The organism is Winogradskyella psychrotolerans, assembly GCF_018860545.1.
Lineage (GTDB): Bacteria > Bacteroidota > Bacteroidia > Flavobacteriales > Flavobacteriaceae > Winogradskyella > Winogradskyella psychrotolerans_A.
This window is the reverse complement of sequence record NZ_JAHKPN010000027.1, coordinates 34,462-59,046: the sequence shown is the minus strand read 5'-3', so window position 1 is coordinate 59,046 and position 24,585 is coordinate 34,462. Positions and strand designations below refer to the sequence as shown.

The 24,585-nt window shown below is 32.7% G+C and carries 23 protein-coding genes and 2 tRNA genes; 11 read left to right on the top strand and 14 right to left on the bottom strand.

The window, feature by feature from the left end:
- Nucleotides 1-7: 7 nt before the first annotated feature.
- A complete protein-coding gene (locus KO515_RS10430; protein WP_215936303.1) occupies nucleotides 8-805 on the bottom strand; it encodes a Rossmann-like and DUF2520 domain-containing protein in 798 nt (265 codons plus the stop codon).
- A 69-nt stretch (nucleotides 806-874) separates the two neighbouring features.
- Here KO515_RS10430 and KO515_RS10425 point away from each other — a divergent pair, with 69 nt between their 5' ends.
- The 4 genes from KO515_RS10425 (at nucleotide 875) to KO515_RS10410 (ending at nucleotide 6,423) form a co-directional block, all read left to right on the top strand.
- Nucleotides 875-1,270 (top strand): group III truncated hemoglobin, encoded by a 396-nt coding sequence (locus KO515_RS10425; RefSeq protein WP_215936302.1) that lies wholly within the window; start codon nucleotides 875-877, stop codon nucleotides 1,268-1,270.
- 51 nt (nucleotides 1,271-1,321) lie between these two features.
- On the top strand, nucleotides 1,322-1,771 hold the full coding sequence (mscL, locus tag KO515_RS10420) for a large conductance mechanosensitive channel protein MscL (RefSeq protein ID WP_215936301.1): 450 nt from the start codon (nucleotides 1,322-1,324) through the stop codon (nucleotides 1,769-1,771).
- 100 nt (nucleotides 1,772-1,871) lie between these two features.
- Nucleotides 1,872-5,141: a cytochrome c biogenesis protein CcsA gene (gene ccsA / locus KO515_RS10415; RefSeq protein ID WP_215936300.1), complete on the top strand. Its 3,270-nt coding sequence runs from the start codon at nucleotides 1,872-1,874 to the stop codon at nucleotides 5,139-5,141.
- A gap of 130 nt (nucleotides 5,142-5,271) precedes the next feature.
- Nucleotides 5,272-6,423 (top strand): trans-sulfuration enzyme family protein, encoded by a 1,152-nt coding sequence (locus tag KO515_RS10410; RefSeq protein WP_215936299.1) that lies wholly within the window; start codon nucleotides 5,272-5,274, stop codon nucleotides 6,421-6,423.
- Here the strand turns inward: KO515_RS10410 and KO515_RS10405 are convergent.
- Together KO515_RS10405 and pckA are read right to left on the bottom strand one after the other, a co-directional pair.
- Nucleotides 6,404-7,099: a DUF2490 domain-containing protein gene (locus KO515_RS10405; RefSeq protein ID WP_215936298.1), complete on the bottom strand. Its 696-nt coding sequence runs from the start codon at nucleotides 7,097-7,099 to the stop codon at nucleotides 6,404-6,406. The two genes, KO515_RS10410 and KO515_RS10405, sit on opposite strands and share 20 nt — an antisense overlap.
- 56 nt (nucleotides 7,100-7,155) lie before the next feature.
- The gene (pckA, locus tag KO515_RS10400; RefSeq protein ID WP_252723842.1) at nucleotides 7,156-8,766 is read right to left on the bottom strand and encodes a phosphoenolpyruvate carboxykinase (ATP); all 1,611 of its coding nucleotides are present in this window, start codon (nucleotides 8,764-8,766) and stop codon (nucleotides 7,156-7,158) included.
- A gap of 535 nt (nucleotides 8,767-9,301) precedes the next feature.
- On the opposite strand from pckA, the gene bshB1 reads away from it, so the two are divergent.
- Entirely contained in the window at nucleotides 9,302-10,024 is a 723-nt protein-coding gene (gene bshB1, locus KO515_RS10390) for a bacillithiol biosynthesis deacetylase BshB1 (protein WP_215936346.1), read from the top strand.
- 59 nt (nucleotides 10,025-10,083) lie between these two features.
- A tRNA-His gene (locus KO515_RS10385) sits at nucleotides 10,084-10,159 on the top strand.
- A gap of 222 nt (nucleotides 10,160-10,381) precedes the next feature.
- Here the strand turns inward: KO515_RS10385 and KO515_RS10380 are convergent.
- From KO515_RS10380 to KO515_RS10365, 4 genes are all read right to left on the bottom strand, one after another.
- Nucleotides 10,382-11,965, bottom strand: coding sequence for a M28 family peptidase (locus tag KO515_RS10380; protein WP_215936295.1), 1,584 nt, complete (start codon nucleotides 11,963-11,965; stop codon nucleotides 10,382-10,384).
- Nucleotides 11,966-12,099: 134 nt separating this feature from the next.
- Nucleotides 12,100-13,131, bottom strand: a complete 1,032-nt coding sequence (locus KO515_RS10375; RefSeq protein WP_215936294.1) for a M28 family metallopeptidase — start codon at nucleotides 13,129-13,131, stop codon at nucleotides 12,100-12,102.
- A 59-nt stretch (nucleotides 13,132-13,190) separates the two neighbouring features.
- Nucleotides 13,191-13,526, bottom strand: coding sequence for an FUSC family protein (locus KO515_RS10370; protein ID WP_215936293.1), 336 nt, complete (start codon nucleotides 13,524-13,526; stop codon nucleotides 13,191-13,193).
- Nucleotides 13,527-13,532: 6 nt separating this feature from the next.
- Nucleotides 13,533-14,411, bottom strand: a complete 879-nt coding sequence (locus KO515_RS10365) for a DUF3108 domain-containing protein (RefSeq protein ID WP_252723840.1) — start codon at nucleotides 14,409-14,411, stop codon at nucleotides 13,533-13,535.
- A gap of 97 nt (nucleotides 14,412-14,508) precedes the next feature.
- On the opposite strand from KO515_RS10365, the gene KO515_RS10360 reads away from it, so the two are divergent.
- Nucleotides 14,509-14,593, top strand: a tRNA-Ser gene (locus KO515_RS10360).
- 121 nt (nucleotides 14,594-14,714) lie between these two features.
- On the opposite strand, the gene KO515_RS10355 is transcribed toward KO515_RS10360, so the two are convergent.
- From KO515_RS10355 to KO515_RS10325, 7 genes are all read right to left on the bottom strand, one after another.
- Complete coding sequence (locus tag KO515_RS10355) at nucleotides 14,715-15,620, bottom strand: RsiV family protein (protein ID WP_215936292.1); 906 nt, start codon at nucleotides 15,618-15,620, stop codon at nucleotides 14,715-14,717.
- Between the two features lie 35 nt (nucleotides 15,621-15,655).
- The gene (locus tag KO515_RS10350; RefSeq protein ID WP_215936291.1) at nucleotides 15,656-16,576 is read right to left on the bottom strand and encodes a mechanosensitive ion channel family protein; all 921 of its coding nucleotides are present in this window, start codon (nucleotides 16,574-16,576) and stop codon (nucleotides 15,656-15,658) included.
- 29 nt (nucleotides 16,577-16,605) lie between these two features.
- A complete protein-coding gene (locus tag KO515_RS10345) occupies nucleotides 16,606-16,818 on the bottom strand; it encodes a hypothetical protein (RefSeq protein ID WP_215936290.1) in 213 nt (70 codons plus the stop codon).
- Nucleotides 16,819-16,902: 84 nt separating this feature from the next.
- Nucleotides 16,903-17,577, bottom strand: coding sequence for an ABC transporter ATP-binding protein (locus KO515_RS10340; protein ID WP_215936289.1), 675 nt, complete (start codon nucleotides 17,575-17,577; stop codon nucleotides 16,903-16,905).
- A gap of 1 nt (nucleotide 17,578) precedes the next feature.
- The gene (locus KO515_RS10335) at nucleotides 17,579-18,841 is read right to left on the bottom strand and encodes an ABC transporter permease (protein ID WP_215936288.1); all 1,263 of its coding nucleotides are present in this window, start codon (nucleotides 18,839-18,841) and stop codon (nucleotides 17,579-17,581) included.
- Nucleotides 18,841-19,920 (bottom strand): efflux RND transporter periplasmic adaptor subunit, encoded by a 1,080-nt coding sequence (locus KO515_RS10330; protein ID WP_215936287.1) that lies wholly within the window; start codon nucleotides 19,918-19,920, stop codon nucleotides 18,841-18,843. Before KO515_RS10330 ends, KO515_RS10335 begins: the two co-directional genes overlap by 1 nt.
- Nucleotides 19,921-19,937: 17 nt before the next feature.
- The gene (locus tag KO515_RS10325; protein WP_252723839.1) at nucleotides 19,938-20,318 is read right to left on the bottom strand and encodes a hypothetical protein; all 381 of its coding nucleotides are present in this window, start codon (nucleotides 20,316-20,318) and stop codon (nucleotides 19,938-19,940) included.
- 136 nt (nucleotides 20,319-20,454) lie between these two features.
- On the opposite strand from KO515_RS10325, the gene KO515_RS10320 reads away from it, so the two are divergent.
- The 4 genes from KO515_RS10320 to KO515_RS10305 all read left to right on the top strand — a co-directional run bounded on the left by KO515_RS10320 (nucleotide 20,455) and on the right by KO515_RS10305 (nucleotide 24,389).
- On the top strand, nucleotides 20,455-21,960 hold the full coding sequence (locus KO515_RS10320; RefSeq protein ID WP_215936286.1) for a sensor histidine kinase: 1,506 nt from the start codon (nucleotides 20,455-20,457) through the stop codon (nucleotides 21,958-21,960).
- Nucleotides 21,957-23,009, top strand: coding sequence for a response regulator (locus KO515_RS10315; RefSeq protein ID WP_215936285.1), 1,053 nt, complete (start codon nucleotides 21,957-21,959; stop codon nucleotides 23,007-23,009). Before KO515_RS10320 ends, KO515_RS10315 begins: the two co-directional genes overlap by 4 nt.
- Nucleotides 23,010-23,150: 141 nt before the next feature.
- Complete coding sequence (locus KO515_RS10310) at nucleotides 23,151-23,990, top strand: universal stress protein (RefSeq protein ID WP_215936284.1); 840 nt, start codon at nucleotides 23,151-23,153, stop codon at nucleotides 23,988-23,990.
- A 12-nt stretch (nucleotides 23,991-24,002) separates the two neighbouring features.
- Nucleotides 24,003-24,389 (top strand): hypothetical protein, encoded by a 387-nt coding sequence (locus tag KO515_RS10305; RefSeq protein ID WP_215936283.1) that lies wholly within the window; start codon nucleotides 24,003-24,005, stop codon nucleotides 24,387-24,389.
- The last annotated feature ends 196 nt before the right edge of the window (nucleotides 24,390-24,585 follow it).

Sequence of the window (24,585 nt, the reverse complement as noted above, 5' to 3'; positions counted from 1 at the left end):
TTTACTTTTAATTTGTTTCAACTTTACCTTTTCTTGGTCTAAAGTTAGAAACATGATGTGTTTTTTTAATTGATGATGTTAGCAGTTTATAAATAGCTTCATGCTCTTCTTTTTCAATTAATTTCAATTGTCGCTTAATCGTTTTTTTGTCGTTGCGTTTTGCAGGACCAGTTTGGGCTATAAAAGGTGACATTTGCTGAATTTTTTTAGCCGTTTCTTCAATTAAAGGATGTAAAATGTTAAATTCGATATTCTTTGTTTCGCAAATTTCATGACCAATTCTATACAGTTGATTGGTAAAGTTATTGACAAATACAGCGGCTAAATGAAGCGTTTGGCGTTGTTCTGTTGTGATTTTATGCGGTTTGCATCCCACAGCTCTTGCTAAATTTCTTAATAATTCAAGATTTTCCTTTTCGTAAACCTCAACACAAATAGGGACTTCAGAAAAATCAATATCTGCAGCTTTAGAAAACGTTTGTAACGGATAAAAAACACCAATTTGATTTTTTTTGTCTAAATCATGCATAGCAACGCTTCCAGAAGTGTGAACCACTAGACGATTGGTAAATGGTAAAGCCGAAGACAACTCTGCAATACTATCATCGCTTACAGCCATAATATAGAGGTCAGCTTCTTTAAGTTCGTTTAAAGAATCTGTTATGTCTACGTCATTTGCATACGACGAAATGGAAGAACGTGTTCTATTATACCATTGTTTTACCGACACATTTTCGGCATTAGAAAAGGCTTTATATAAATGTGTGGCTACATTGCCAGCACCAAGTAATATCACTGAAATCATGCTGTAAAAATACTAAGATTTCTTATCTTAGAATAACAACGAAGCGAATAATAAGATAACTTTGGAACAATGAGCAAATCAGACATAAAAAACAGAGACGATATATTTCTATTAGTCACCAAATTTTACGAGAAGGTAAGAAAAGACGAAAAATTAGGACCATTTTTTAATGAAACGATTAAGGATTGGCCAGCACATTTAGAGCATCTCACCACCTTTTGGGAATCGAGTTTGTTCCTAAAAACAAAGTTTTTTGGCAATCCGTTAGAAGCACATAAAAAAGTGGATGCCGCATTTAATCACAGTATTACCGAATTGCATTTCGGTTTGTGGTTGAATTTATGGTTTGAAACGATAAATGAATTGTTTGAAGGAGATTATGCAGAAAACGCCAAACGAAGAGCTCGTAAAATGGGAACGTTTATGTATATGAATATTTTTGCTGCTAGAAAAGGTAATCATTGATAGTCATATTTTAAATTTGTAGTTTTAAAAACCTAAAAATTAAACACACATATGAAGCTTCTCAAAGAATTTAAAGAATTTGCAGTAAAAGGAAACATGATGGATATGGCCATTGGTATCATAATTGGTGCAGCCTTCAATAAAGTCATAGACGTTTTGGCAAAGCAGGTGATTTTACCTCCATTGTCTTTGTTAACTGATGGAGTTAATTTTGGTGATAAAAAATTGGTATTACGTGAAGCGATAGCTGATGCATCTGGAACCATAACGACGACTGAAGTTGCGGTGGCCTATGGGAAATTATCAGAAGTATTTTTAGATTTTTTAATTATAGGTTTTACAGTATTTATTATTGTTAAATTTATGAATAGACTTCGGGATAAGGCTCAAGATACTAAAGATGAAACAGTGGTAACTCCAAAGGATATTCAGTTGTTATCCGATTTAAAAGAATTAATGGCTGAGCAGAATAAATTGCTTAAATCAAATATGAAAAGTTAAATCGTTTCTTACGTTCAATTTTAACATGTTTTAGCACTTAATCTAAAACTCTTAATAATTAAAAAAACATATCTTTGCACAGCTTAAAAAGCCTATAGCTATGCAAAAGAAAATCGCTAATTTCCTATTCTCTACAAAACTTACTGCGTTCTTATTTATTGCCTTTGCCGTTGCCATGGCAGTTGGGACTATTTTAGATCGGAATATGGAAACCTCACCAACCCCATACACAAGAACATTAATATATAATGCTTGGTGGTTTGAAGCCATAATGGTGTTTTTTGTGATCAATTTTGTTGGTAATATCTATAGGTTCAGACTTTATAAAAAAGAGAAATGGGCAACCTTAATACTGCACCTATCTTTTATCCTTATTCTTCTTGGAGCGTTTATAACGCGCTATGTTGGTTTTGAAGGCATGATGCCAATAAGAGAAGGAGATACTGAAAGCGAATTTTTTTCCCAGAAAACTTATATTGGTGGTCGTATTATTGGTGATTATACAGTTAATGGTCAATTACAGCAACGTAGAATAGAGGAGCATGTCGATTTTTCTCCGCGATTAGATAATGAATTTGATGAAACGTTCGATTATGGAGATACGGAAGTTAGCATTAAACTTGAAGAGTTTATTGAAGGAGCAGAAGAAGATATTATTCCTGGAGACACTGGGAAACGTTATTTAAAAATCGTTGAAGCTGGAGAAAGTGGACCACATAATCACTTTTTAGAAGATGGATCAGTGGCTAATCTTCATAATGTGTTGGTGTCTTTAAATAAATTTCAAGAAGGTGCGATTAATATTATGGAGACAGAAAATGGTCTGTCTATTAACTCTCCTTATGATGGGGAGTACATGACCATGGCCACACGTGCGACAGGTAAGTTAATTAAGGACAGTCTGCAACCCTTAATCTTAAGGTCTAGATATATTATTGGGAACATGCAGCTTGTAATGCCAAAACCGATTGTTAAAGGTGATTTTGGAATTGTTAAAAAACCAGAGCTTTTAAAAACTAAGGCAGATCCAGACGGACTCGTCTTAAGTGTAACAGCAAATGGAGAGACTAAAAAAGTAGGTATTATTGGAGGACCTGGTAATTACACAGCCTTAAAGGAATTTGAGGTTGGTGGCTTAGATATGGCATTACAATACGGTCCTAAATTATTAAAGTTACCTTTCGAAATTAAACTCAATGATTTTATAGCTGAAAAATATCCAGGTACGGAAAAAGCGTATTCGTCTTACGAAAGTAAAATCACAGTATTTGATAAAGAAGACGGTGATTTTGATTATCGTGTATATATGAATCATGTTTTAGATCATAAAGGTTATCGTTTTTTTCAAGCCAGTTTCCATCCAGATGAAAAAGGAACAGTTCTTTCTGTAAATCATGATTTCTGGGGAACCTACATTACTTATGCTGGTTATATCCTTTTATACTTATCAATGCTTGCTATTCTATTTGTGAAAAACACACGCTTTGATGATATACGAAAAAGGTTGGCTAAAATAAAGGAGAAGAAAGCCAAGATGATGACTATGATCTTGCTTCTTATTAGTTTGTCAGGCTTTTCACAAGGGCATTCAGAAGATGATGGTCATAATCATCAACAGAAAACAGAAAAAGAGCAAATTGATTCTATTCTAAGCGTTCATATAACACCAAAAGAACACGCCCGAAAGTTTTCTAAAATGGTGATTCAGGATTATAGCGGTCGTATGATGCCAATGCATACATATGCTTCTGAGATGCTTCGTAAATTAAGTAAAAGTGATGTTTATGAAGATTTTGATGCTGATCAGGTATTTCTTTCTATTCAAGAAAGTCCAATGCTATGGTACAATGTGCCAATCATTTATTTAAAACCTAGAAAAGCAGATTCTATAAGAGATATTATAGGTGTCGGTTATGACGAAAAATACTCGAGACTTGTAGATTATTTTACACCAGAAGGGCGTTACAAATTAGCACCTTATTTGGAGGAAGCTTATAGAGTGCAGGTGCCTAATGGATTTCAAAAAGAAGTTAAGGAAGCAGATTCTAGAGTAAATTTGTTATACAATGCTATTGAAGGCCGCTCTATTAAAATTTTTCCGGTTCCTAATGATGAAAATAACAAATGGATCTCATCACTAGACTTTAGAGAACAAGATTATAGAGAAAAAATAGAGGATAGTTTATATGGTAATTTCATAAATAATGGATTTAGTGCGTATTTAGTCACTTTAAACAATGCCAAACAGACTGGTAATTTTTCAAAAGCTGAAGAACTGCTTGAAGGGATAAAAAAGACACAACAACGTTTTGGAAGTGAAGTCATGTTGAGTGATGACAAAATTAATTCCGAAATTCTATACAACGATTACGATATTTTTAAGCGTTTGTTTAGCTGGTATATGTATGCTGCGACGCTGTTGTTTGTTTTAATTATTATTCAAATTTTCAACTATAAAAGCACAGGGCTTAAGATGGCAATCAATGGATTATTAGGTGTTGTTGCTTTATTATTTGTCCTGCACACCTTAGGTTTAATTTGGAGATGGTATTTATCTGGTCATGCACCATGGAGTGATGCTTATGAATCAATGATTTATGTGGCTTGGTCCACCATGCTTTTTGGTTTTATTGTGGGCGTAACTAAAAGAAAAGAAAAGATTCATAAAAAAGATATTTCAGGAATTGTAATGGCAATTTTGGGTAAAACGAGCACATCAAGTTTAACAGTGGCTGCAGGTGCTTTTGTAACGTCTATGATTTTAATGATCGCCCATTGGAATTGGATGGATCCTGCCATAGCAAACCTTCAACCTGTTTTACAAGGCTATTGGTTAATGATACATGTGTCTGTAATTGTAGCGAGTTATGGTCCCTTTACCTTAGGTATGATTTTGGGTGTGGTGTCATTATTGTTAATGATTTTCACGAACAAAGAGAATAAAGAGCGCATGCTCATTAATATTAAAGAATTAGCCATTATAAACGAAATGGCATTAACTGTTGGTTTGGTTATGTTAACTATAGGAAACTTCCTTGGTGGTATGTGGGCAAATGAAAGTTGGGGTCGCTATTGGGGTTGGGACCCAAAAGAAACTTGGGCACTAATCAGTATTATGATTTATGCGTTCGTTATACACATGCGTTTAGTCCCTGGATTACGAGGGAAATGGATTTATAACCTCATGTCAATTATAGCTTTTGGAAGTATTTTAATGACATATTTTGGCGTGAATTTCTATCTCGCAGGATTGCATTCTTATGCAAGTGGTGATCAAATATTGAGTTTTCAGTTTATCGCAATAACCCTTGTTATCATTACATTATTAGGTGTCTTTTCTTATATAAAATATAAAAAGCATTACAAATAATAAGTTAAGACTTTAAAAAATTAGTCTAAAATTGGTTGATGAATATGCGTATTTATCACCCAATTTTTGTTTTAGGTTTCTGATAAGTTGCAGCCATTTTTAGTAAATTTACAACTCTTAAAATTCTATTATGAGCAATAAAAATTTAGGTTTAAATACCATTTGTACACATATTGGCGAAGTAAAAGATGAACAATTTAAAGGTGCCGTGTCGCCAATGTATTTAAGCTCGTCTTACGAGTTTTTAGATGTTGATGTAAAACGATACCCGCGTTATTTTAACACGCCAAATCAAGAACATTTATCTAAAAAAATTGCCGCTTTAGAACACACGGACGCTGCATTGATTTTCGGTTCGGGTATGGCGGCAATAAGCACCATGTTTTTAGCATTTTTAAAACAAGGCGATCATTTAGTGGTTCAAAACACCTTGTATGGTGGTACCTTAAATTTTATTAAAGAAGAATTTCCAAAATACGGCATTGAGTACACCTTTACCAATGGTTATAACGTTGAGGATTTTGAAGCTGCAATTCAACCCAATACAAAATTGATTCATATTGAAACACCTTCAAACCCATTATTAACAATTACAGATATAAATGCCATTGCTCAACTGGGAAAATCGAAAGGTATATTAACGTCAATCGATAATACGTTTGCTTCACCTGTAAATCAGAACCCAATGGACTTAGGTATTGATATGGTGATGCATTCTGCTACAAAATATTTTGGTGGTCATAGTGATATTTTAGCTGGTGCTGTGGCAAGTTCTAATGAACATATAGAACGTATTTGGAATGTTGGTAAAAATCTAGGAGGAAACCTAAGTGATATGACGGTTTGGATGTTAGAACGTAGCATGAAAACTTTAGGCTTGCGTGTAAAAGCACAAACTAAAAATGCCATGAAGTTGGCCAAATGGTTAGAGAAGCATCCTAAAGTTTCTAAAGTATACTATCCAGGTTTAAAGTCGCATCCCGATTATAAATTAGCTAAATCTCAAATGCGTGGATTTGGTGCGATGCTATCTTTTGAATTAACGGACGATATAGATGCACTTCAGTTTCAAAAACAATTAAAATTGATTAAATCATCTATGAGTTTAGCGGGAGTAGAAAGCACCATGCTATCTCCATATTTAACTTCGCATGCTTTACTCACACAAGACGAGCGTGATGCTGTTGGAATCACCAATCAATTAATTCGTTTTTCAGTGGGGATAGAAGAAACTAAGGATTTAAAACGCGATATTAATCAGGCTATAAAGGCGTTGAAATAGTCTTAGGTGGTTTTGAGTTAGTGTTGATAGTGATACTTATCTGTATACGATTAAGATTGTTTTTATTAATGTGATGCTTAAAGTAATCAACTTCAAGTTGCGTGTTTTTTAAGATATGGATTCCGACTCCTATAAAAAAACGATTTTCATGAAATACTTGATCCTGAAAGTTTACAAACGGCTCATCTTTTAAAGCTAAAAATAAAGTCGTGTTAATTGGATATTCTAGACCCAATCGATAACGCAATCTATTCTGCATGTTATGTTGGTCTGCTAATTTTAAAAAGCGCTGCTCCAATCTAAAACGATGTTGAATACTAAACCTTCCTGTTTTGTGTAGGTAACTATATTGCTCATAGATGCGGTTTTCTTTGGTGTTGGGTTGGTTGTCTTCATCTATAACGCTATCAATATCTAAAAAAGCGTAAGCAATACTTATAGTTTGGTTAGGTTTAAAATGATAATTTCCTGAAAGACTAGCAAAGGTTAAATTATAATTTGAAGCGGTTTCATAAAGATGTAATTCTGCATAAGGAGTGATACTGAAGTGTTCCGTAAATTTATGGTTAATACCCAAAGTATACCAAGCCCCTAAATAATCTTCAGCTGTATTTTGGGCAGTTAGTTGAGTTTGCGTTAAAAGCAAAATGAGAATAATAGATAAGAGGGTTTTCATATGTATGTGAATAAAAAAAGAGCCCTAATTAGGGCTCTTTTTCAGTCATGGAAATATTAAATGTGATCGTGTAAATGATGGTGCTCATCAATTAATGGACCTCCTTCAATAATTTGTTCTGAAGCTTCGCTTGCAAATTTTTCAAAATTCAAGTGGAATGAATGTGCTAATTGAATGGATTTGCTGATGTATTGCGCTTTATTTTCCCATGTATTCATTGGGTCTAGTATCTCTTGAGGAACATTAGGACATGATTTTGGCATAAATAATCCGAAGATTGGATGTTGCTCAAATTCAACATTGTCTAATTGTCCATCTAAAATAGCGGTAATCATAGCTCTTGTATATTTTAATTTTATACGAGATCCCACTCCGTAAGGTCCTGCACTCCAGCCTGTATTTATTAACCAAACATTTACACCTGCATCTTGCATTTTTTTACTTAACATCTCAGCATAAACTGTTGGGTGTAATGGCATAAATGGTTCACCAAAACATGCAGAGAATGATGGAACTGGTTCAGTAATACCTGCTTCTGTACCTGCTACTTTAGCGGTGTAACCAGAAATAAAGTGGTAAGCTGCTTGTCCTGGTGTTAACTTAGACACTGGAGGTAATACACCAAATGCATCTGCAGTTAAGAAGAAAATATTTTTTGGGTTACCAGCATAAGATGGTTCCTGAATATTATCAATATGATAAATAGGGTAACTTACACGTGTATTTTGTGTAATACTACTGTCTAAATAATCAACTTCACCGTTGTCTTTAAAAACGACGTTCTCTAAGATAGCACCTGGTCTAACCGCTCTAAAAATGTCTGGTTCTTTTTCTTCTGATAAGTCAATAACTTTTGCATAACAACCCCCTTCAAAATTAAAGATGTTGTTTTCTGCTGTCCAACCGTGTTCATCATCACCAATTAACTTACGTTTAGGGTCGGCAGATAACGTTGTTTTTCCAGTTCCTGATAATCCAAAGAAAATAGCAGTATCACCATCTTCACCAACATTGGCTGAACAGTGCATTGGTAAAACATCTCTTTCAACAGGAAGAATAAAGTTTAATGAAGAGAAAATTCCTTTTTTAATTTCACCTGTATAAGCAGAACCTCCGACTAAAGCAATTTTCTTAGTAAAGTTTAAGATAGAGAAGTTTCCTTGGCGTAAACCAACAGCTTTTGGATCTGGTGCTTCATAGCCTGGCGCACAAAGTACTAACCAATCTTCTTTAAAATTTTCTAATTCAGATTCATCAGATCTTAAAAACATATTGTAAGTAAACATGTTTGACCATGGTAATTCAGTAACCGTTCTAACATTGGTTTTGTATTCAGGATCAGCACAAACGTAAGCATCTCTAACATAGATTTCTTTGTTGCTTAGATATTTGGTGATTTCTTCTTGTAATTTATCAAAATTATCAGGAGAAATAGCTTTATTGGTTTTACCCCACCATACTTTATTTGCTGTGTAATCGTCTTTTACTATAAAACGGTCTTGAGGTGAACGTCCAGTATATTTACCTGTATTGACAGCAAGTGTACCATTAGCTGTTTCTTTCCCCATGCCTTTTTCAACAGTAATACGTTGTAATTCTTCAGGTGAAAGATTCCAATGGGCTTTGGTGTCTTTCAGTCCGTACTTTGTTAGGTCTCTAGTTTTCATAATTGAATTGTTTAATAACGTTTCCATGATTTAAATAGTTTTTAATTCCAAATTGTTTTTTAATATGGCCATTTTAATGGCACTATTATTTAGTATGATTTTTTCGTTTAATAGTCCTAAAAAAAGTAAATTAAAAAAGACGTTAATTGCAATACTGCCTGTTATAAATTGTCTCATATTAAATAGAGGAGTCGTAATAATTATTTCAGGTAACATTAAGGTCATAAGGACTTTATCATTTTTTGATACTGTAAAGTTATAGTCTATATAGGGTGTTTTTTATGACGAAAGTCATACTTTGGAAGTATTGAGGATTTTTCAATTATGACTACTCATTTTTGAATAAAAAATGGATTAATTCAATCGAAACCGTTTGCGAATTAAAAAGAACGTGATATTCTATCTTCTTTTTAATATTTTTGATATCTAGAAATGAATAAAATGAGCATAAAACATCTCTAATTGAGATTGTCTGTCAGAATATAAAGACGATTTTGATGTTCTTTGACCTTATTTAAATACTATACATATGCAGATTAAATTAGATATACTAGCTATTGGTGCACATCCAGACGATGTTGAATTAGGCTGCGGTGCAACATTAGCAAAAGAAGTTTCAAAAGGAAAGAAAGTAGGAATTATAGATTTAACGAGAGGAGAACTAGGAACAAGAGGAACAGCTGAAACACGTGATGAAGAAGCTTTCAATGCGGCTAAAATTTTAGGGGTTCATTCTAGAATTAATATGCGGTTTGCGGATGGTTTCTTTATGAATGATAAAACGCATCAACTCGAAATTATAAAGATGATTCGCTTTTACCAACCCGAAATAGTTATTTGTAATGCCATTGACGATAGACATATTGATCACCCAAAAGGAAGTCAATTAGTGAGTGATGCTTGTTTTTTAAGTGGCTTAAAAAAAATTGAAACCTTTTATGGTGATGACAATCAATCACAAGCACAATGGAGACCTAAAGTCGTTTATCATTATATACAATGGAAAGATATTGAACCAGATGTCGTTGTAGACGTCTCTGGTTTTATGGATAAGAAGGTAGCATCTGTCTTAGCTTATCAAACCCAATTTTTTGATCCCAATAGTAAAGAGCCTGAAACTCCGATTTCTAGCAAGAATTTCACAGACAGCGTTGATTACCGCGCAAGAAATTTAGGGAGATTAATTGGTGTGGAACATGCTGAGGGTTATACTGTTGAGCGATTTGTAGCAGTAGAATCGTTATTTGATTTAAAATAATTTCAAAAACTATTTGCAAGAGATAACAAATAAATTATCTTTGCAATCCAATTTAAAATGGTGGTTGTAGCTCAGCTGGTTAGAGCGTCGGTTTGTGGTACCGAAAGTCGCCGGTTCGAACCCGGTCTTCCACCCAGAATACAAAGCTTCTCTGAAAAGAGAAGCTTTTTTTGTACAATGAAATATAATGATTTAAAATAGGGTGAGAGGTTTATACTGAGTGCAGTTGAACTAAACCTGGTCTTCTACCCAAATTACGAAGCTTCTCTCAACAGAGGAACTTTGTTTATATACTTAAAAGTAAAAAAGGTCCCCCAATTAGATGAAGGACCTTTTTTTGTATTTGGTGGCGTTTATTTATTCCGTAACTGCTTTATCAACCACTAGTCGTTGGTCTCTATTAGCCACTTCCCAGGCTGTGTAGAAAACGAGTTTTGCTCTGGTTTCTAATAAATCATATTCAATTTTATCTGGTGTATCAGAAGGTTTATGGTAATCAGCGTGAGTGCCATTAAAATAAAATATAACCGGAATATTATTTTTAGCAAAGTTGTAATGATCCGATCTGTAATAAAAACGATTAGGATCATCTTCAGCATTGAATTTATAATCCAATTCCAAATTTGTATACTTGCTATTTACATCTTCAGATAGGTTATGTAAATCGGTACTAAGTTTATCACTACCTATTAAATATACATAATTTCTTGTTCCAATAGTACGCTCAGGATCGGTTCTTCCAATCATATCAATATTTAGGTCGGCTACGGTATCTTCCAAAGGAAAAATGGGGTCATTATCGGTGTAGTGTCTCGATCCTAAAAGCCCTTTTTCTTCGCCGGTAACGTGTAAAAATAAAATAGAGCGTTTTGGTCCATGTCCTGCTTTTTCTGCGGCTTTAAAAGCCTGTGCAATTTCTAAAATCGCTACAGTGCCAGAACCATCGTCGTCTGCGCCGTTATAAATTTCTCCATTTTTTATGCCTTCGTGATCTAAATGAGCTGATAACACAACGATTTCATCTGGCCTTTCAGAACCTTTTATATAGGCTACAACATTCTCTGAAGTGATTGATTCAGATTTGTTTTCAATCTCTAAGGTAACATTTGTTTCTATTTCTTTAGGAGTAGATTCTTCAATAATTGACGCATGTAGCGCTTTACCTAAGGTTTCATTTATCATGAGCATAATAAGTCCGTTGTCATTGGTTTTTAAGGACAAACGACCTGCTACTCCTGATTCTGCTTGACGTTGATAAAAATTAGAATATCTTGAAAATAAATCACCATCCATATAAATGAGTCCTAGAGCTCCATTGGCTATGGCAGCTTCTCGTTTACTAGATAAGGATTGACGTCCATTAGTCCATTTTGTAGCGTCGGTTGTACCAGAAGTAACAAAATTACCTCCAGTGTCTTTAGGCTCTCCTGATTTAGCAAGAACATATTTTCCTTTAACATCAATAGTTTTATAATCTGAATAGTTCTCATCGTCGATACCGTAACCTACGTAAACGATATTCTTTATAGTCGTATCAACATCATTAGAAACCATTAAAACAATCTGATCTTCGAAACTCTTAAAAACATCTCCGTTAACGGTTAATTTAGCTTTAGCAACCTTCTGTTTTTCTAATGGCACTTCTTGAAAATAATCATCACCACCTAATGGAGTAGGGATGTTCATATCAATATACTTCTGCTTTAAGTACTCTACAGCCATTTTTTGTCCTTTTGCACCTGTATCTCTACCTTCAAATTCATCTGAAGCGTACTTGTATAACATGGTTTTTAATTCAGCCGAAGTTATTGTAGAAGCATATACAGAAGGATCTATTTGTTCTGATATATTCGTTTGAGTTGTGTTTGCACTGCTTTTTGAAGAGGTGCCACAACTTGTTACTATTGCGAATGCAACACCTAATAGTAGCGATTTTTTCATGTAAAGAAAGTTATTGGATAGTTAGTGTGAAAGGAAGGTAATTTCAATGATACCTTCAAATAAAATTAGCTTTAAAATTACAAAAATAGAATAGGCTTTATGTTTGGTCTAGTTTCTTTTAACAAATTTTAACATCAGATAATTTCTTTCTTTAGTCGTGTGTCAGAATTGGCTAAATACCAAGCTGTAGCAAATATTAATTTGGTGCGCTTTGCTAATAACGGATAATTAATTTTTTCTGCAGTATCTGTGGGTTTTGTATAATCTTCGTGTTCACCATTAAAAAAGAAAATGACAGGGATGTCTTTTAATGCAAAATTGTAGTGGTCTGACCGATAATAATATTTATTAGGATCGCTATCCTCATTATATTTATAATCGAGATGAAGATCGGTAAACGTCGTGTTCGCTTGTTCTGCAATATAATAGAGTTCAGAGCTCATTCTATCTGATCCAATGAGATAGATGTAGTTTTCATTGTCGTTATGTCTTTTGTCAATACGACCAATCATATCTATATTTAAAGTAGCTACTGCGTTTTCCAAAGGAAATATTGGGTATTCTGTATAGAATCTAGAACCATATAAACCAACTTCTTCTGCTGTAACATGAAGAAAAACAATGCTTCGTTTAGGAGGATGACCATCTTTGGTCGCTTGTATAAAAGCCTCTGCAATTTCTAAAACGGCAGCAGTACCAGAACCATTGTCATCGGCCCCATTATAAATTTCACCGTTTTTAATGCCTTCGTGATCTGAATGAGCAGTAATATAAACATATTCGTCTGGAAATATAGATCCTTCAATATAGGCTATAACGTTTTGTGAATCATTTAAATTATCCGGTAAATTCTCTTTGGGCACCATTTGAAAATAATCAGGATTAGATTTTGGGGCACTAATACTATCCGTTTTGTACTGTGCTCTGATGTAATTGCATACTAAATTATGACCTTCTTCTCCTGTCTTCCTACCATTATACTTATCTGAAGAGACTTCTACGACATGCGTTTTTAATTCTTCGGATGTAATGGTATTTAAATACGATGTAACAACAGTTTTATCTTTAAAAGAAATGCTGTTTTTGAGGTTATTAATTTTCTCACTATGTCTAATTGTGGCACAAGAACCAACAAAAAGCAGAACAGAAGCATAAAATACTTTCATGTAACTAATTGATTTCAGCAAAAATAAGACAATTTGCTGAAAATTTTTCTTAGAAATTTTTAAAAGTCTTCATCAATTTCAAGATCTTCAAGAATTTCTTTTGAATCTTCAAGGTTTTCTTCATCTCTTTGCTCTAATTGTTCTGTATCACCTACTTCTGCAGTATTGACAACACCTTTATATATTGTTAAGCTCAAAGAAATAATAACGAGTAAAAATATATATTGAATAGTTTTAGGTTTGGACGACTCATTTTTTGACAAATAAATTAGAAATAAACCACTCAAGAACGCAACTATAATTGGTGCAAATGCTAAGTTATATAAAGGTGTTACTGAGATTATAACAGCAACTATTGCGCAAATAAAACCTAAAATGATGATTGCTTTTTTCATTTTCTTTTAATTTTTTAAACCCGTTGCAGAAAGAATATTTAATTCGCCATTACCTATAGGAATTTTAAATTTAGCATAAACAGGAATTTTGTTTGCATCGGCGGTTAGCCATAAGAGATTAGAATTGTCCCCTTTTAATAAATTATGGTCCTTTAAAGCTATAGCTAATTTATAACATTCCTTACTACCTATTTTGGTTTGAATTGTTTCTTTACTAATATATTTTACGATTAAGATTATTTCTTTATTATCAAATAAAATTGAAAACTCTTGTTGATCGCCAGGCTTAGCTTTGTGAATATCTAAGTTTCTTATACTGTATAGTGTACTAATTATATCTTTAGTCGAAGCACCGATTTTTACCGTTTTATTTTCTTCCCTAAAGGTATCATCACTATTTTTCTTTCGTTTTAGACTTGATACAAGTTTTGAGGAGTGTTTGTACTTATACTGCATAAATTTATAGTAACCTCCTTCATTAATATCTCGCTTATATAAATAAGGTGTTAATGTTTTAGGATTTACATAGCTTTCATACAAATCTCTGATTTTAAAAAAATCATCCCAATCTTTATAAGATGTTGCTGTACATTTTAAGCGTAGCAATGTACTTTTGGATGTTGTAACCTCACTAGTTTCCATTTTGACTTCAGCAATATCGGTTAATAGGCCTGACATATTATAAGATGCGCTAAAAACAAGTTTTTCGCCAGCTGCAATGGTTGTATTCTGTGCATTACTTTGTAATGAAAAAAGGAATATAAATAGAACTATAAGAGGCTTCATAACGTTATTATTTAGGTGTGAAATTTGCTTTATGCCATTAAGACATCGAATGTACAATGCTTTCTTAAATCTTGCAATACTGATGGTTAAATCTATCAATTAAATTTTTTTAAAAAAACTATGCAAAAACCTTTGTGTAGAACAAAAAGGATTTTATATTTGCACCCGCATTCAGGGAATACCTGATGAGACACTTGGAGAAATGGCAGAGTGGTCGAATGCGGCAGTCTTGAAAACTGTTGAGGGTCACACCTCCGGGGGTTCGAATCCCTCTTTCTCCGCAAAAAAAACCCATAACTTATGTTGTGGGTTTTTTATTTTTAATACTTTCCCTCTTCAAGAAATAGTATGAATATCATATAAAGTTTTGTATTGGTTTGATTTTAATTGTATTACCCTTAGTTAAAACACCAACGGATTTGTTTCATACTTCTTTAAAACAGATTGTAAATCTACTAACGGAACTTCTATAGAATAGGTGCCTGTATATGATGGACAAACCACACAATCATCAAAATAGAATTCAACATAAGTTTGATTAAGTACAAAGTTGTTTTTATTTGCAATGAAATCATCTGTTGAAAGCTCCCAACATTCGTAATATAAATCCCCTTTTCCTATTTTCTTAGTGATATTTTCGTTAAGAATGACTACTAATTCCGGTTCTGAATCTTGATTAAAAAAATCCTCGTAAGTCATAAATACTCCTCGGTTTAAATCAAAATTAAATCCATCAAAAGAATAGCTAGGATGTACGGCACCAGAATAAAAATTTTCTTTGTAAAACAACACGCTTATCAGTTGATCGTTAAGATTATAAATTTTATAATCTATATAGCGTTCTTCTCTAAACGTTTTGGCTTCAATACTATCGCATAACAATTTGCTTTCTAATATATCTTGCTCTGTTTTTGAAATGTTGATATAATAGTCATTAATAAAATCGTTGAAATTGCTATGCGTAGTTTTAAAAGAGGTGTTTAGTAAAGGATATTTAAAATTCATGGTGTAATCAGTCTTTTCAACACTATAAGTTTTATCGATGATTAATTCTTGGAGTTCATCACTTTCATCTTTTTTCTCAATCAGTTGCTTTTGTTTAAGTTCAATTGCAATGGACTTGTTAAATGTTTCTATCTCAGAATCATCAAATCTTAATGTATCCACAACTGCTGGCATAACAACTTCAAAAACATCGCTATTGCTATTGCTGTCTTCTTGCTTATCATTTTTACAATTTGAAAACAGTAAGATGAAGATGAAAAGATATAGAGATTTCATAGCGTTTAATTTTTTCAGTTTTGTCATCAATTTTAGGTTTAAGAATAATTCTAAAGGGATTTTCATGATTTTATAGCATCATCCCGTTTAATTTTTAAATCGGGAATCTTAATTAATTCAACAGTAGTAGAGGCTAATATAATTTTACCGTTGGTTTTTTCAATTTCCGTCAGAATTTTTTCATTCAATATATGTTTTGTGAGGCGTCGTTTTTTAAAATCCACGATGTATCTCAAATTGAATTGAATCCAGTTATCAGTCAATGAAATCGCTAATGTAGGATCTACTTGAGCATCTTCAATATAAAATTTATTAACCACGGCCTCCCATTGGGTCTTTGAGTTTGTTGTGTATTCAGAAAGTGTTTCAGAAGCTATTGTAATGATAATTGATTTTGCTAATTCAATATCAGAATCATAACGAATAGGCAAATTAAACTCATCCCATATAAATGGAAAATCTTGAGAGTAATTATAAATAGGGCCTTTAAAGACAAACGCGTTACTCAATTTTACAATGCGTCCGCTATAATTATCGCTACTTACCCATTGACCAATTTCCATCATAGTAGTATAAATACTATCTACATCAATCACATCTCCTTTAATCCCGTTAATCTCAATGCGATCTCCAGGCTTATAGACTTTGACGAGAAAGATATAAATTGAACCTGCAATACTAAGAATCAATTCTTGTAAGGTAAAAGCCAATCCTGCAGTAAATAAACCAATAATGATAGAGAAGTCTTTAATGGAGCCAGAGAAATAAACGATAGCTAAAAAAAATAAGAGCGCATAGCCAACGAGCTCAATTCCTTTTTGAGCTTTGTAACGGATTGCAGTACTCGATATTTTCTTTTTTAAATACCGTCTTATCCAGTGAATCGCAATTAAAATAAGAGCTAGTATAATTATAAATTTAATAATACTAACCCATAAGGGATTCGTGTTAATCCACTCGTTTATGACTTTTAAGTCTATCATTAAAAATTGATTTAAGCACCTAATTACAGTTATTGTTTGTTATGAGTTTTGGTGTATTGTTTAAGCATTTGCTTCAGCGTTTCTAGATACTCTTCCATAATAGTTACCGTCATATCTGGATGCGCTGATGAAGGAACAGTAATAGGACTTTCATCTAAGGTTTTGTATAATTCGGGATAATTAACCTCAATACTCGTCGTCAATCTTATAATTTGGTTTTCTATGGTTTGTAAGGTCTTCATGATTTTATAATTTAATGAATACAAACTAAAGGTAGCTATTATACGACTGGTTTAATATGATAAATATCAGTGCTTAAGGATGAGTTATACTATTATTTTTCCATCTTCCATTTGAATAATTCGATCGGTTTTTTTTGCAAAATCTTCATCGTGGGTGACTATGAGTAGTGACAAATTTTCTTCTTCACTTAATTGTTTAAAAATGTTAAATACATTTTCTGCATTATGACTGTCAAGATTTCCTGTAGGTTCATCTCCCATAATAATTGATGGGTTATTAATTAAGGCACGGGCAATAGCAACCCGCTGTTTTTCACCACCTGAAACACGAGAGGCACGTTTTGGTGCTAAATGTTCAATATTCAACATTTTTAATTTTTCCATAGCATCATGCTCAATTTCTTGATTTGATTTTTCTCCTAATTTTTTAGCTGGAAGCATCACGTTTTCCAAAATTGTAAACTCAGTGAGTAAGTAATGAAACTGAAATACAAATCCAATGTGCTTATTTCGCATATAGGATAGATGCTTGTTGTCGCTTCCGGTTATGAGGTTATTATCTAAATATAATTCGCCATCATAATCAGTATCCATGGTAGAAAGAATATAAAGCAATGTCGATTTTCCACAACCCGATTTTCCCATAATGGAGGCAAATTCCCCTTTTTTAACCTCAAAGTTGATGTCTTTTAGAACATGAAATAATACTGGATTTTTAAAGTATTTATTAATATGTTTTGCTTCTAGTACAGTATTCATGTTATAGGCCTCTAATAATAGTTACAGGATCAATTTTTTTAGCTTTTCTTGAAGGTAAATAACCCGCAAGAAACGTGGAAAGCATCGCAAATGTAAATCCAATGATAAAGAATGAAGGTTGAATATCTATTGGGTAGGTTTCTACAGTAGGCATCGCTTCAGTTTCAAATGGAATTGTAGCAATTAAGCTAGATAATCCGTAGCCAATTAGTAAACCTAAAACACCGCCAACAAAGCCAATAATCATTGCTTGACTCATAAAAATGAGCTGCACATCTTTTCCTGAAAAGCCAATAGCTTTCAGTATGGCGATGTCATTCATTTTTTCGTAAATAAGCATGTTTAAAATATTATAAATGCCAAAACCTGCAACAATTAATAGGGTTACAGAGACCGCGTAAGTAATTAGATTTCTAATATCGGTTCCTGTTTCAAATTGCGCATTAGCTGTTTTAATATCCACTGCTTTTAAATTGAATTGTTGCTGAATATCTTGAGCAAGCGTCATTGCATTTTCGATATCATAAAGTTTAACATTAACATCGGTAATGTAATTATTAGCTTCACCCAAAATACGTTGTACTGTTTTTATATTACTAAAACTTTGAACAGCATCTAATTCACTAATGCCACTCTGATAAAAACCTACAATTTTTAAAGGAAATACACCACCATTAATGGGGCTAACTTGTATGCGATCGCCTACTTTTAAAGCCATTTTTTTTGCTATTTCAATACCTAATAGAATACTATTATCTGTATTTTGTAAAGCTTCCGCAGAACCGTCAACAATATAATCTCCTAAATTGAAAAATTCGACTTCATCTAATGGATTAATACCTGTTAAATTCCCTGCTAATTCTATGGAACCAGCCATATAGAAAATTTGAGTCTTAACTTGTGGAAGTGCGCCTTTAACCTCCTTATTTTGTTCTAAATATTTTATAATTGGTAAGCCATTATGAATTTTTTTCTGACTCAATTTTGGCTTAATAGAATGAACAATAGTAAAATTATCTTTTAATTTATCGTATAAAGAAATAGGTTGTGTTTCGGAAGGCTCTATTTTATTGTAGATATGAATGTGAGGTGTTTGGTTTAGAATTAAATCATCTAACATGGTATTTAAGCCTGTCATAAAAGACACTAACGTAATGTAAGAGCCAATGCCAAAAGTTACACCAAGTGCAGCAATAGAAGTTTGCTTTATTTTAGTGAGCAAATGCGTTTTTGCAATATTTAATATAATGCTCCAGTTTACCATCAGTTTTGTTTATAAACATAAGTGTCTTTACTAATTCCGGATATAATTTCGATGTCATCCATATTTTCTAAACCGGTGGTTATAATTACAATGCCTTCGTCTGTTTTAACCTTGTTCCCCTCTATGATATAAGCTTTAGGCAAGGTTAATACCTTTTCCTTTTTAGCAATAATGATACTGGCTTCTCCTGAAAGTCCAGGATACAATACTTTGGGTTGTGCTTCAAAAATAGCTTCCACTGTAAACGTTTGGTTACGTTCATCTTTTTTAGGGTATATCTTTGAAATTTTACCTTTAAAAATCTGCTTTTCATAAGCATCTAAATTGAGAATTACTTCTTGGTTCACTGAGATTTTAACAATATCAACCTCATCAACTAAAAGTTCAATTACAAATCGATGCGCACTGCCAATACTAGCTAAAGGTTCCATGGTAGTTACAATTTCACCAGGTGCTTTGTACAAAGCATAAACTTTACCATTAATCTTGCTTTCTACAGTAAAATCTTTGTTCACAATTGATGAGGATTGGTAATTATTTTGAGCTTGTTTTAAGGCTGTATTTAGCTCATTTTTTGTTCTGTTATATTTATTCTGTAATAGTTTTAATTGATTTAATGCCAACTCATAATTTAATTTTTTGGTATCGTATTGCACTTTAGATCCAATATGCTGATCCCATAAGTTTTTTTGTCTGTAAAAATTTATAGAATCATTTTTATAAGTCAATTTTGCGGCTGTTATTTCATCCTCTATACTGCTTAAAATTGCGGCATTACCAGCGTAATTTTCTTGAGCTAAATTGAGTGCTAGTTTCGCATTGTCACTATTTATTTTTGGTGTGCTATTACTAATTTGAATTAGCGGCTCATTCTTTAAAACCAAGTCGCCTTCTTCAACTAAATTAGCATCTAATATTCCAGAAACAATAGCATAAACTTGATATAAACTATCAGGTTGAATAATCGCTGAAGCATACACAGCCTCAGTTAATGTACGTTCTTCTGGTAGAATTTTATTCTGTTTATGTTTGCATGAGATAAAGATTACTAAGACAAATAAGACAGTATTAAATTTCATAAAACGTAGTTTTTACTTTATTCTTTTTTTAATTCTAAATCAAGTTTAGCGAGTTGTATAAGTTCTGATTTATTCTGCCCAGAAAAACTCGTTGTAATAGCATTTGCTGTTTTTAGAATTTTTGAATTGAGTGTGGCATTGAACAGTTCACTATGGGTTCTTTTAAAACTCACAAAGCGTTTAAAACAACGCTCGGAATTTGAATGTTCATCTTCCCATAGTTCCTTAAACGTCTCTAAAATAGAGGCTGCATTCTTATTTATGGGCAGCCAATCTTTGTTAATAATACGTTCAAGAGTCTTAATTTCTTCATCTTTTACACAATTGTCTGTTGCAGCAATGGCATAAAATAGTTGACCTAAATTCTGATCAAATTCTATGTTCGTATGGCGTTCCAAGATTTAGCATTTTATACACTAAAATTAAGCGATTTTAGGTATTCATTCTATGATATTAATCAGTTCAAAAAGGTCTTGTATAAACTTTAGTATTCTTGTATTAATATTTATCTTAGTCGCATTAAAATGAGCAACCATGTTTGAACAAGATCAGAATATTTTTAACGTCCTTTTAGATTCCATTTCAGAAGGTGTTGTTGTGGTTGATGAGCATCAAAAAATTGTACAGGTTAATAAGGCAGGGGAACAGATGTTTGGCTACGGTGACAATGAACTTACTAGCCAACCCTTAAATGTGTTGATTCCAAAAAATTACCATGCTAATCATGGCGCTCATTTTAAAGGTTTTGTTCAAGAACATGAGCGGCGTAGTATGGGGCATGGTCGCGATATTTATGGTGCAAAAAAAGATGGAAATATTTTTCCTATTGAAGCGAGTTTAAATCCGTTTAGCTTTCATGGTAAAAATTATATCATGGCATTAGTCATTGATATCACGGAACGGAAAAAATTAGAGCAAGAAAAAAATCATTTAGCTAAAATATTTCTTGAATCGCTAAACGAAATATACGTGTTTGATGCCAAGACTTTAACCTTTGTGAATGCGAATCAAGGAGCTCAAAACAACATAGGCTATAGTTTAAAAGAACTGCAGTCTATGACACCTTTGGATATTAAACCCAGTTATACGGAGGCTGAATTTAGAAAGGAAATCGAAGCACTTAATAACGATACTATTGAAAAAATAGAATTTGAAGCTGTACATCAACGAAAATCAGGGAGTACCTATCCCGTTAGTATTCATTTACAACGTTCTAAATTGGGGAATAGAGATGTATATGTCGCGATTATTTTAGATATAACAGAGCAAAAAAGTTATACCGAAAGATTAGAAAAAACTGTTGCGATTAGAACGGATGAATTAAAAACGGCTTTAGCAGCAGAAAAAGAACTCAACGATTTAAAAACGAAGTTCTTATCTATGGTGTCTCACGAATTTAAAACACCATTGAGTGGCATTTTAACATCAACAATGCTGTTGAGTAAATACAAGCTCACCGAGCAACAAGATAAACGCGAAAAACATATTTCAACTATTACAGACAAAGTGCAATATCTTAACGTTATTCTTAATGATTTTCTGTCTGTAGAAAAACTCGAGAAAGGAAAGATTAACTATAAATTTTCAAACTTTAAAATAAGTAAAGTTTTAAACGAAGTGATTTATAATGCCAACATGTTATTAAAAGGCGGTCAGCATATCAACTACCCAGAAAACATCGATGATTTATCACTGTTTCAAGATGAAAAAATTGTAGAATTAGCTTTATCTAATTTAATATACAATGCTATTAAATATTCATCTGAAAACACAATTATAGATATTGAAATTTCTCAGAATGAGTTGACCACCATTTTTAAAATCAAGGATAATGGTATCGGTATTCCTAAGAAAGATCAAAAAAACATATTCCATCGCTATTTTAGAGCCGAGAATGCATTACTCATGCAAGGCACAGGTATAGGGTTGAATATTGTTAAAGACCATTTAGAAAATCTTAATGGTAATATTACATTTACAAGTACTGAGCACAAAGGCTCAACGTTCATTATTGAACTTCCAAACAAAGCACAACTATGAAAAAAGTATTACTTATAGAGGACGACACCGTATTAAGAGAAAATACAGCTGAATTACTTGAACTTTCTAATTACGAAGTTCTTACAGCCGTTAATGGAGAAATGGGTCTCGAAATGGCAAAAGTTAATAAACCAGACATTATTGTTTGCGATATTATGATGCCTATTCTCGATGGTTATGGTGTTTTGGAAGGCTTATCGAAACATACGGACACAAAGTTTATCCCGTTTATATTTTTATCTGCTAAGACTGAACGTCAGGATGTAAGGAAAGGTATGGAATTAGGGGCAGATGACTATATTACCAAACCGTTTACGGAAGAGGAGATTATAAATGCTATTGAAAGTAGAATTGCAAAAGTTGCCCTATTAAAAGAAGAGCAGGAACATTTTCAAAATACCATTGAGCCCAAAGATGATGAACTAAGAACCTTGAGTGACTTAAAAAACTTCTTTGATGATAATGGTAAAATTTTTAGTCTTTCTAAAAATGACATTATATACAAAGAAGGCCATAACTCCAATTATATTTATTTAATTCTTAGAGGAGTGGTGAAATGTTATAAATTTGATGATAACGGAAAGGAATTGACTACTGCGCTCCATTCTGAAGATGATCTTTTTGGTTACACGTCCTTTACTCAAAATATTCCTTACCGCGAGACAGCAATTGCCATGAAAGATGTTGAATTGGCTGGTGTTTCTAAAGCGGAATTGACTGATGTTTTAGAAAATAACCATAAACTAACGTTAGAAGTTATTCAATTATTAACAGAGGATATTACTGGTATTAAGGATCAATTACTACAGATGGCTTACAGTTCAGTGCAGCGTAAAACAGCCGCTACAATTTTGAGATTTGCTGAAAAGTTAAATGTAAAACCAGGAGATCCCATTGTAATCTCTAGGAATGATTTGGCAAGTGTTGCTGGTATTGCGACCGAAACATTGATAAGAACAATGTCCGATTTTAAGAAAAAAAGCCTCATAAAAATGGAAGGCAGAAATGTTAAAATTTTGGACATTGAAGGACTGCAAGAGATCGCATAAATTTCAGCTTATTTTTTTTTAAAATCCGTTCGCTTTATTTGTTGTAATGATTTAAAAAGGTCAAATGTGTTTAATATGACCGATATCATATTTTAGTAAGCACCATCGATTTAGATTTGTATATCCTAAGAAATTTAAACGATGAATATTTTACTACCAACAGATTTTTCTGAAAACTCGTGGAATGCGATTTCTTATGCTATTGACTTATTTGAGCCGGTAGTGTGTAATTTTTATCTCCTTCATGTCAATAGAGCGGATACTTTTATGGCAGGTGATAGTGGCTATGTGCCAACTGCAGATCAAATAGAGGAGATATATGTTAAACCTTCTAAGCAAAAATTAAGAACCTTACTCAACGACATTCAAGACCATCATAAACCCAACAACAATCATAAGTTTTACGCCTTAAGTGATTATGGGTTTTTTATAGAGTCCATTAGAAAGTATGTTACTAAGAAAAAGATAGACTTATTAGTCATGGGTACAAAAGGTGCTTCAGGACTTAAAGAATATATTGTGGGGAGTAATACAGGAGATATCATTACAAAAGTAAAATGTACCACTTTAGTTGTACCAGAAGATGCTAAGTATAATACAATTAAAGAAATAGCGTTTCCAACAGATTACAACCTGTCTTATGATTTAATGGCTCTTCAACCATTTACGGATATCCTAAAAATGGTAAACGCGAGTTTACGTGTTGTACACATACAAAAAACAGGTGCGGAATTAAATACAGAACAACTTGAAAATAAAGATGTTTTAAACGATTATTTTGAAGAATTTAAGCCTAGTTATCACTTTCTAACGAATGCTAAAGTTGAAGATGCCATACAGTGCTTTGTGGAGAGTAGAGATATTAATATGATTGCTATGGTGGCTAAGAATCTCAATTATTTTCAGAGTATATTATTTCATTCTAACGTAGAAAAAATCACCTATCACACCAATATACCGTTTTTGGTATTACATGAATAAAACAGTTTGATTATGGACAATTCAATTTTTTTAGCAAAGTTTTGGGGTTGGTACCTTATTATTTTCTTTTTAATTCTTAGTCTGAATCCAAAACGTATTAAACAAATTTTTAGCGATCTTAAAGATGAAAAATTTCTAATCATTTTTTCGTTTGTAGCTATAATTATTGGCCTTTTAAACACACTATTCCATAATATTTGGGAGCCTAATTATAAGCTCATCATAACGCTTATAGGTTGGTCTGCTTTATTTTTTGGGTTAGCACTCTTTATGTTCCCAAAACCAACTGTGTATTGGCTAGAAATTATTAATATTAAAATGGTTCAAGTTATATATACCTTATTATTTTTAATGGGTATCTTTTTACTGAACATAGCTTACAATATTGTGCCTATTTAAAATTGGCATTTAAGCCAAACTGATTATGAATTTAAGGCCCAATTAATTTCCTTACGCATCGGGTTTTAGTTGAGGTGCATGACAATTGTATTCATAATACATAGTGATTTCAAAATTTAAGTAATCATATTTTAGTGGTATATTTTTTCTATAGTGATCACATCTGACATATATCATTGTTTTTTGTTTTTCAAGA

Coding starts and splice junctions, on each gene's coding strand:
- KO515_RS10430 (WP_215936303.1), bottom strand. CDS start 805: ATGATTTCAGTGATATTACTTGGTGCTGGCAATGTAGCCACACATTTA.
- KO515_RS10425 (WP_215936302.1), top strand. CDS start 875: ATGAGCAAATCAGACATAAAAAACAGAGACGATATATTTCTATTAGTC.
- mscL (WP_215936301.1), top strand. CDS start 1,322: ATGAAGCTTCTCAAAGAATTTAAAGAATTTGCAGTAAAAGGAAACATG.
- ccsA (WP_215936300.1), top strand. CDS start 1,872: ATGCAAAAGAAAATCGCTAATTTCCTATTCTCTACAAAACTTACTGCG.
- KO515_RS10410 (WP_215936299.1), top strand. CDS start 5,272: ATGAGCAATAAAAATTTAGGTTTAAATACCATTTGTACACATATTGGC.
- KO515_RS10405 (WP_215936298.1), bottom strand. CDS start 7,099: ATGAAAACCCTCTTATCTATTATTCTCATTTTGCTTTTAACGCAAACT.
- pckA (WP_252723842.1), bottom strand. CDS start 8,766: ATGAAAACTAGAGACCTAACAAAGTACGGACTGAAAGACACCAAAGCC.
- KO515_RS10380 (WP_215936295.1), bottom strand. CDS start 11,965: ATGAAAAAATCGCTACTATTAGGTGTTGCATTCGCAATAGTAACAAGT.
- KO515_RS10375 (WP_215936294.1), bottom strand. CDS start 13,131: ATGAAAGTATTTTATGCTTCTGTTCTGCTTTTTGTTGGTTCTTGTGCC.
- KO515_RS10370 (WP_215936293.1), bottom strand. CDS start 13,526: ATGAAAAAAGCAATCATCATTTTAGGTTTTATTTGCGCAATAGTTGCT.
- KO515_RS10355 (WP_215936292.1), bottom strand. CDS start 15,620: ATGACAAAACTGAAAAAATTAAACGCTATGAAATCTCTATATCTTTTC.
- KO515_RS10350 (WP_215936291.1), bottom strand. CDS start 16,576: ATGATAGACTTAAAAGTCATAAACGAGTGGATTAACACGAATCCCTTA.
- KO515_RS10345 (WP_215936290.1), bottom strand. CDS start 16,818: ATGAAGACCTTACAAACCATAGAAAACCAAATTATAAGATTGACGACG.
- KO515_RS10340 (WP_215936289.1), bottom strand. CDS start 17,577: ATGAATACTGTACTAGAAGCAAAACATATTAATAAATACTTTAAAAAT.
- KO515_RS10335 (WP_215936288.1), bottom strand. CDS start 18,841: ATGGTAAACTGGAGCATTATATTAAATATTGCAAAAACGCATTTGCTC.
- KO515_RS10330 (WP_215936287.1), bottom strand. CDS start 19,920: ATGAAATTTAATACTGTCTTATTTGTCTTAGTAATCTTTATCTCATGC.
- KO515_RS10320 (WP_215936286.1), top strand. CDS start 20,455: ATGTTTGAACAAGATCAGAATATTTTTAACGTCCTTTTAGATTCCATT.
- KO515_RS10315 (WP_215936285.1), top strand. CDS start 21,957: ATGAAAAAAGTATTACTTATAGAGGACGACACCGTATTAAGAGAAAAT.
- KO515_RS10310 (WP_215936284.1), top strand. CDS start 23,151: ATGAATATTTTACTACCAACAGATTTTTCTGAAAACTCGTGGAATGCG.
- KO515_RS10305 (WP_215936283.1), top strand. CDS start 24,003: ATGGACAATTCAATTTTTTTAGCAAAGTTTTGGGGTTGGTACCTTATT.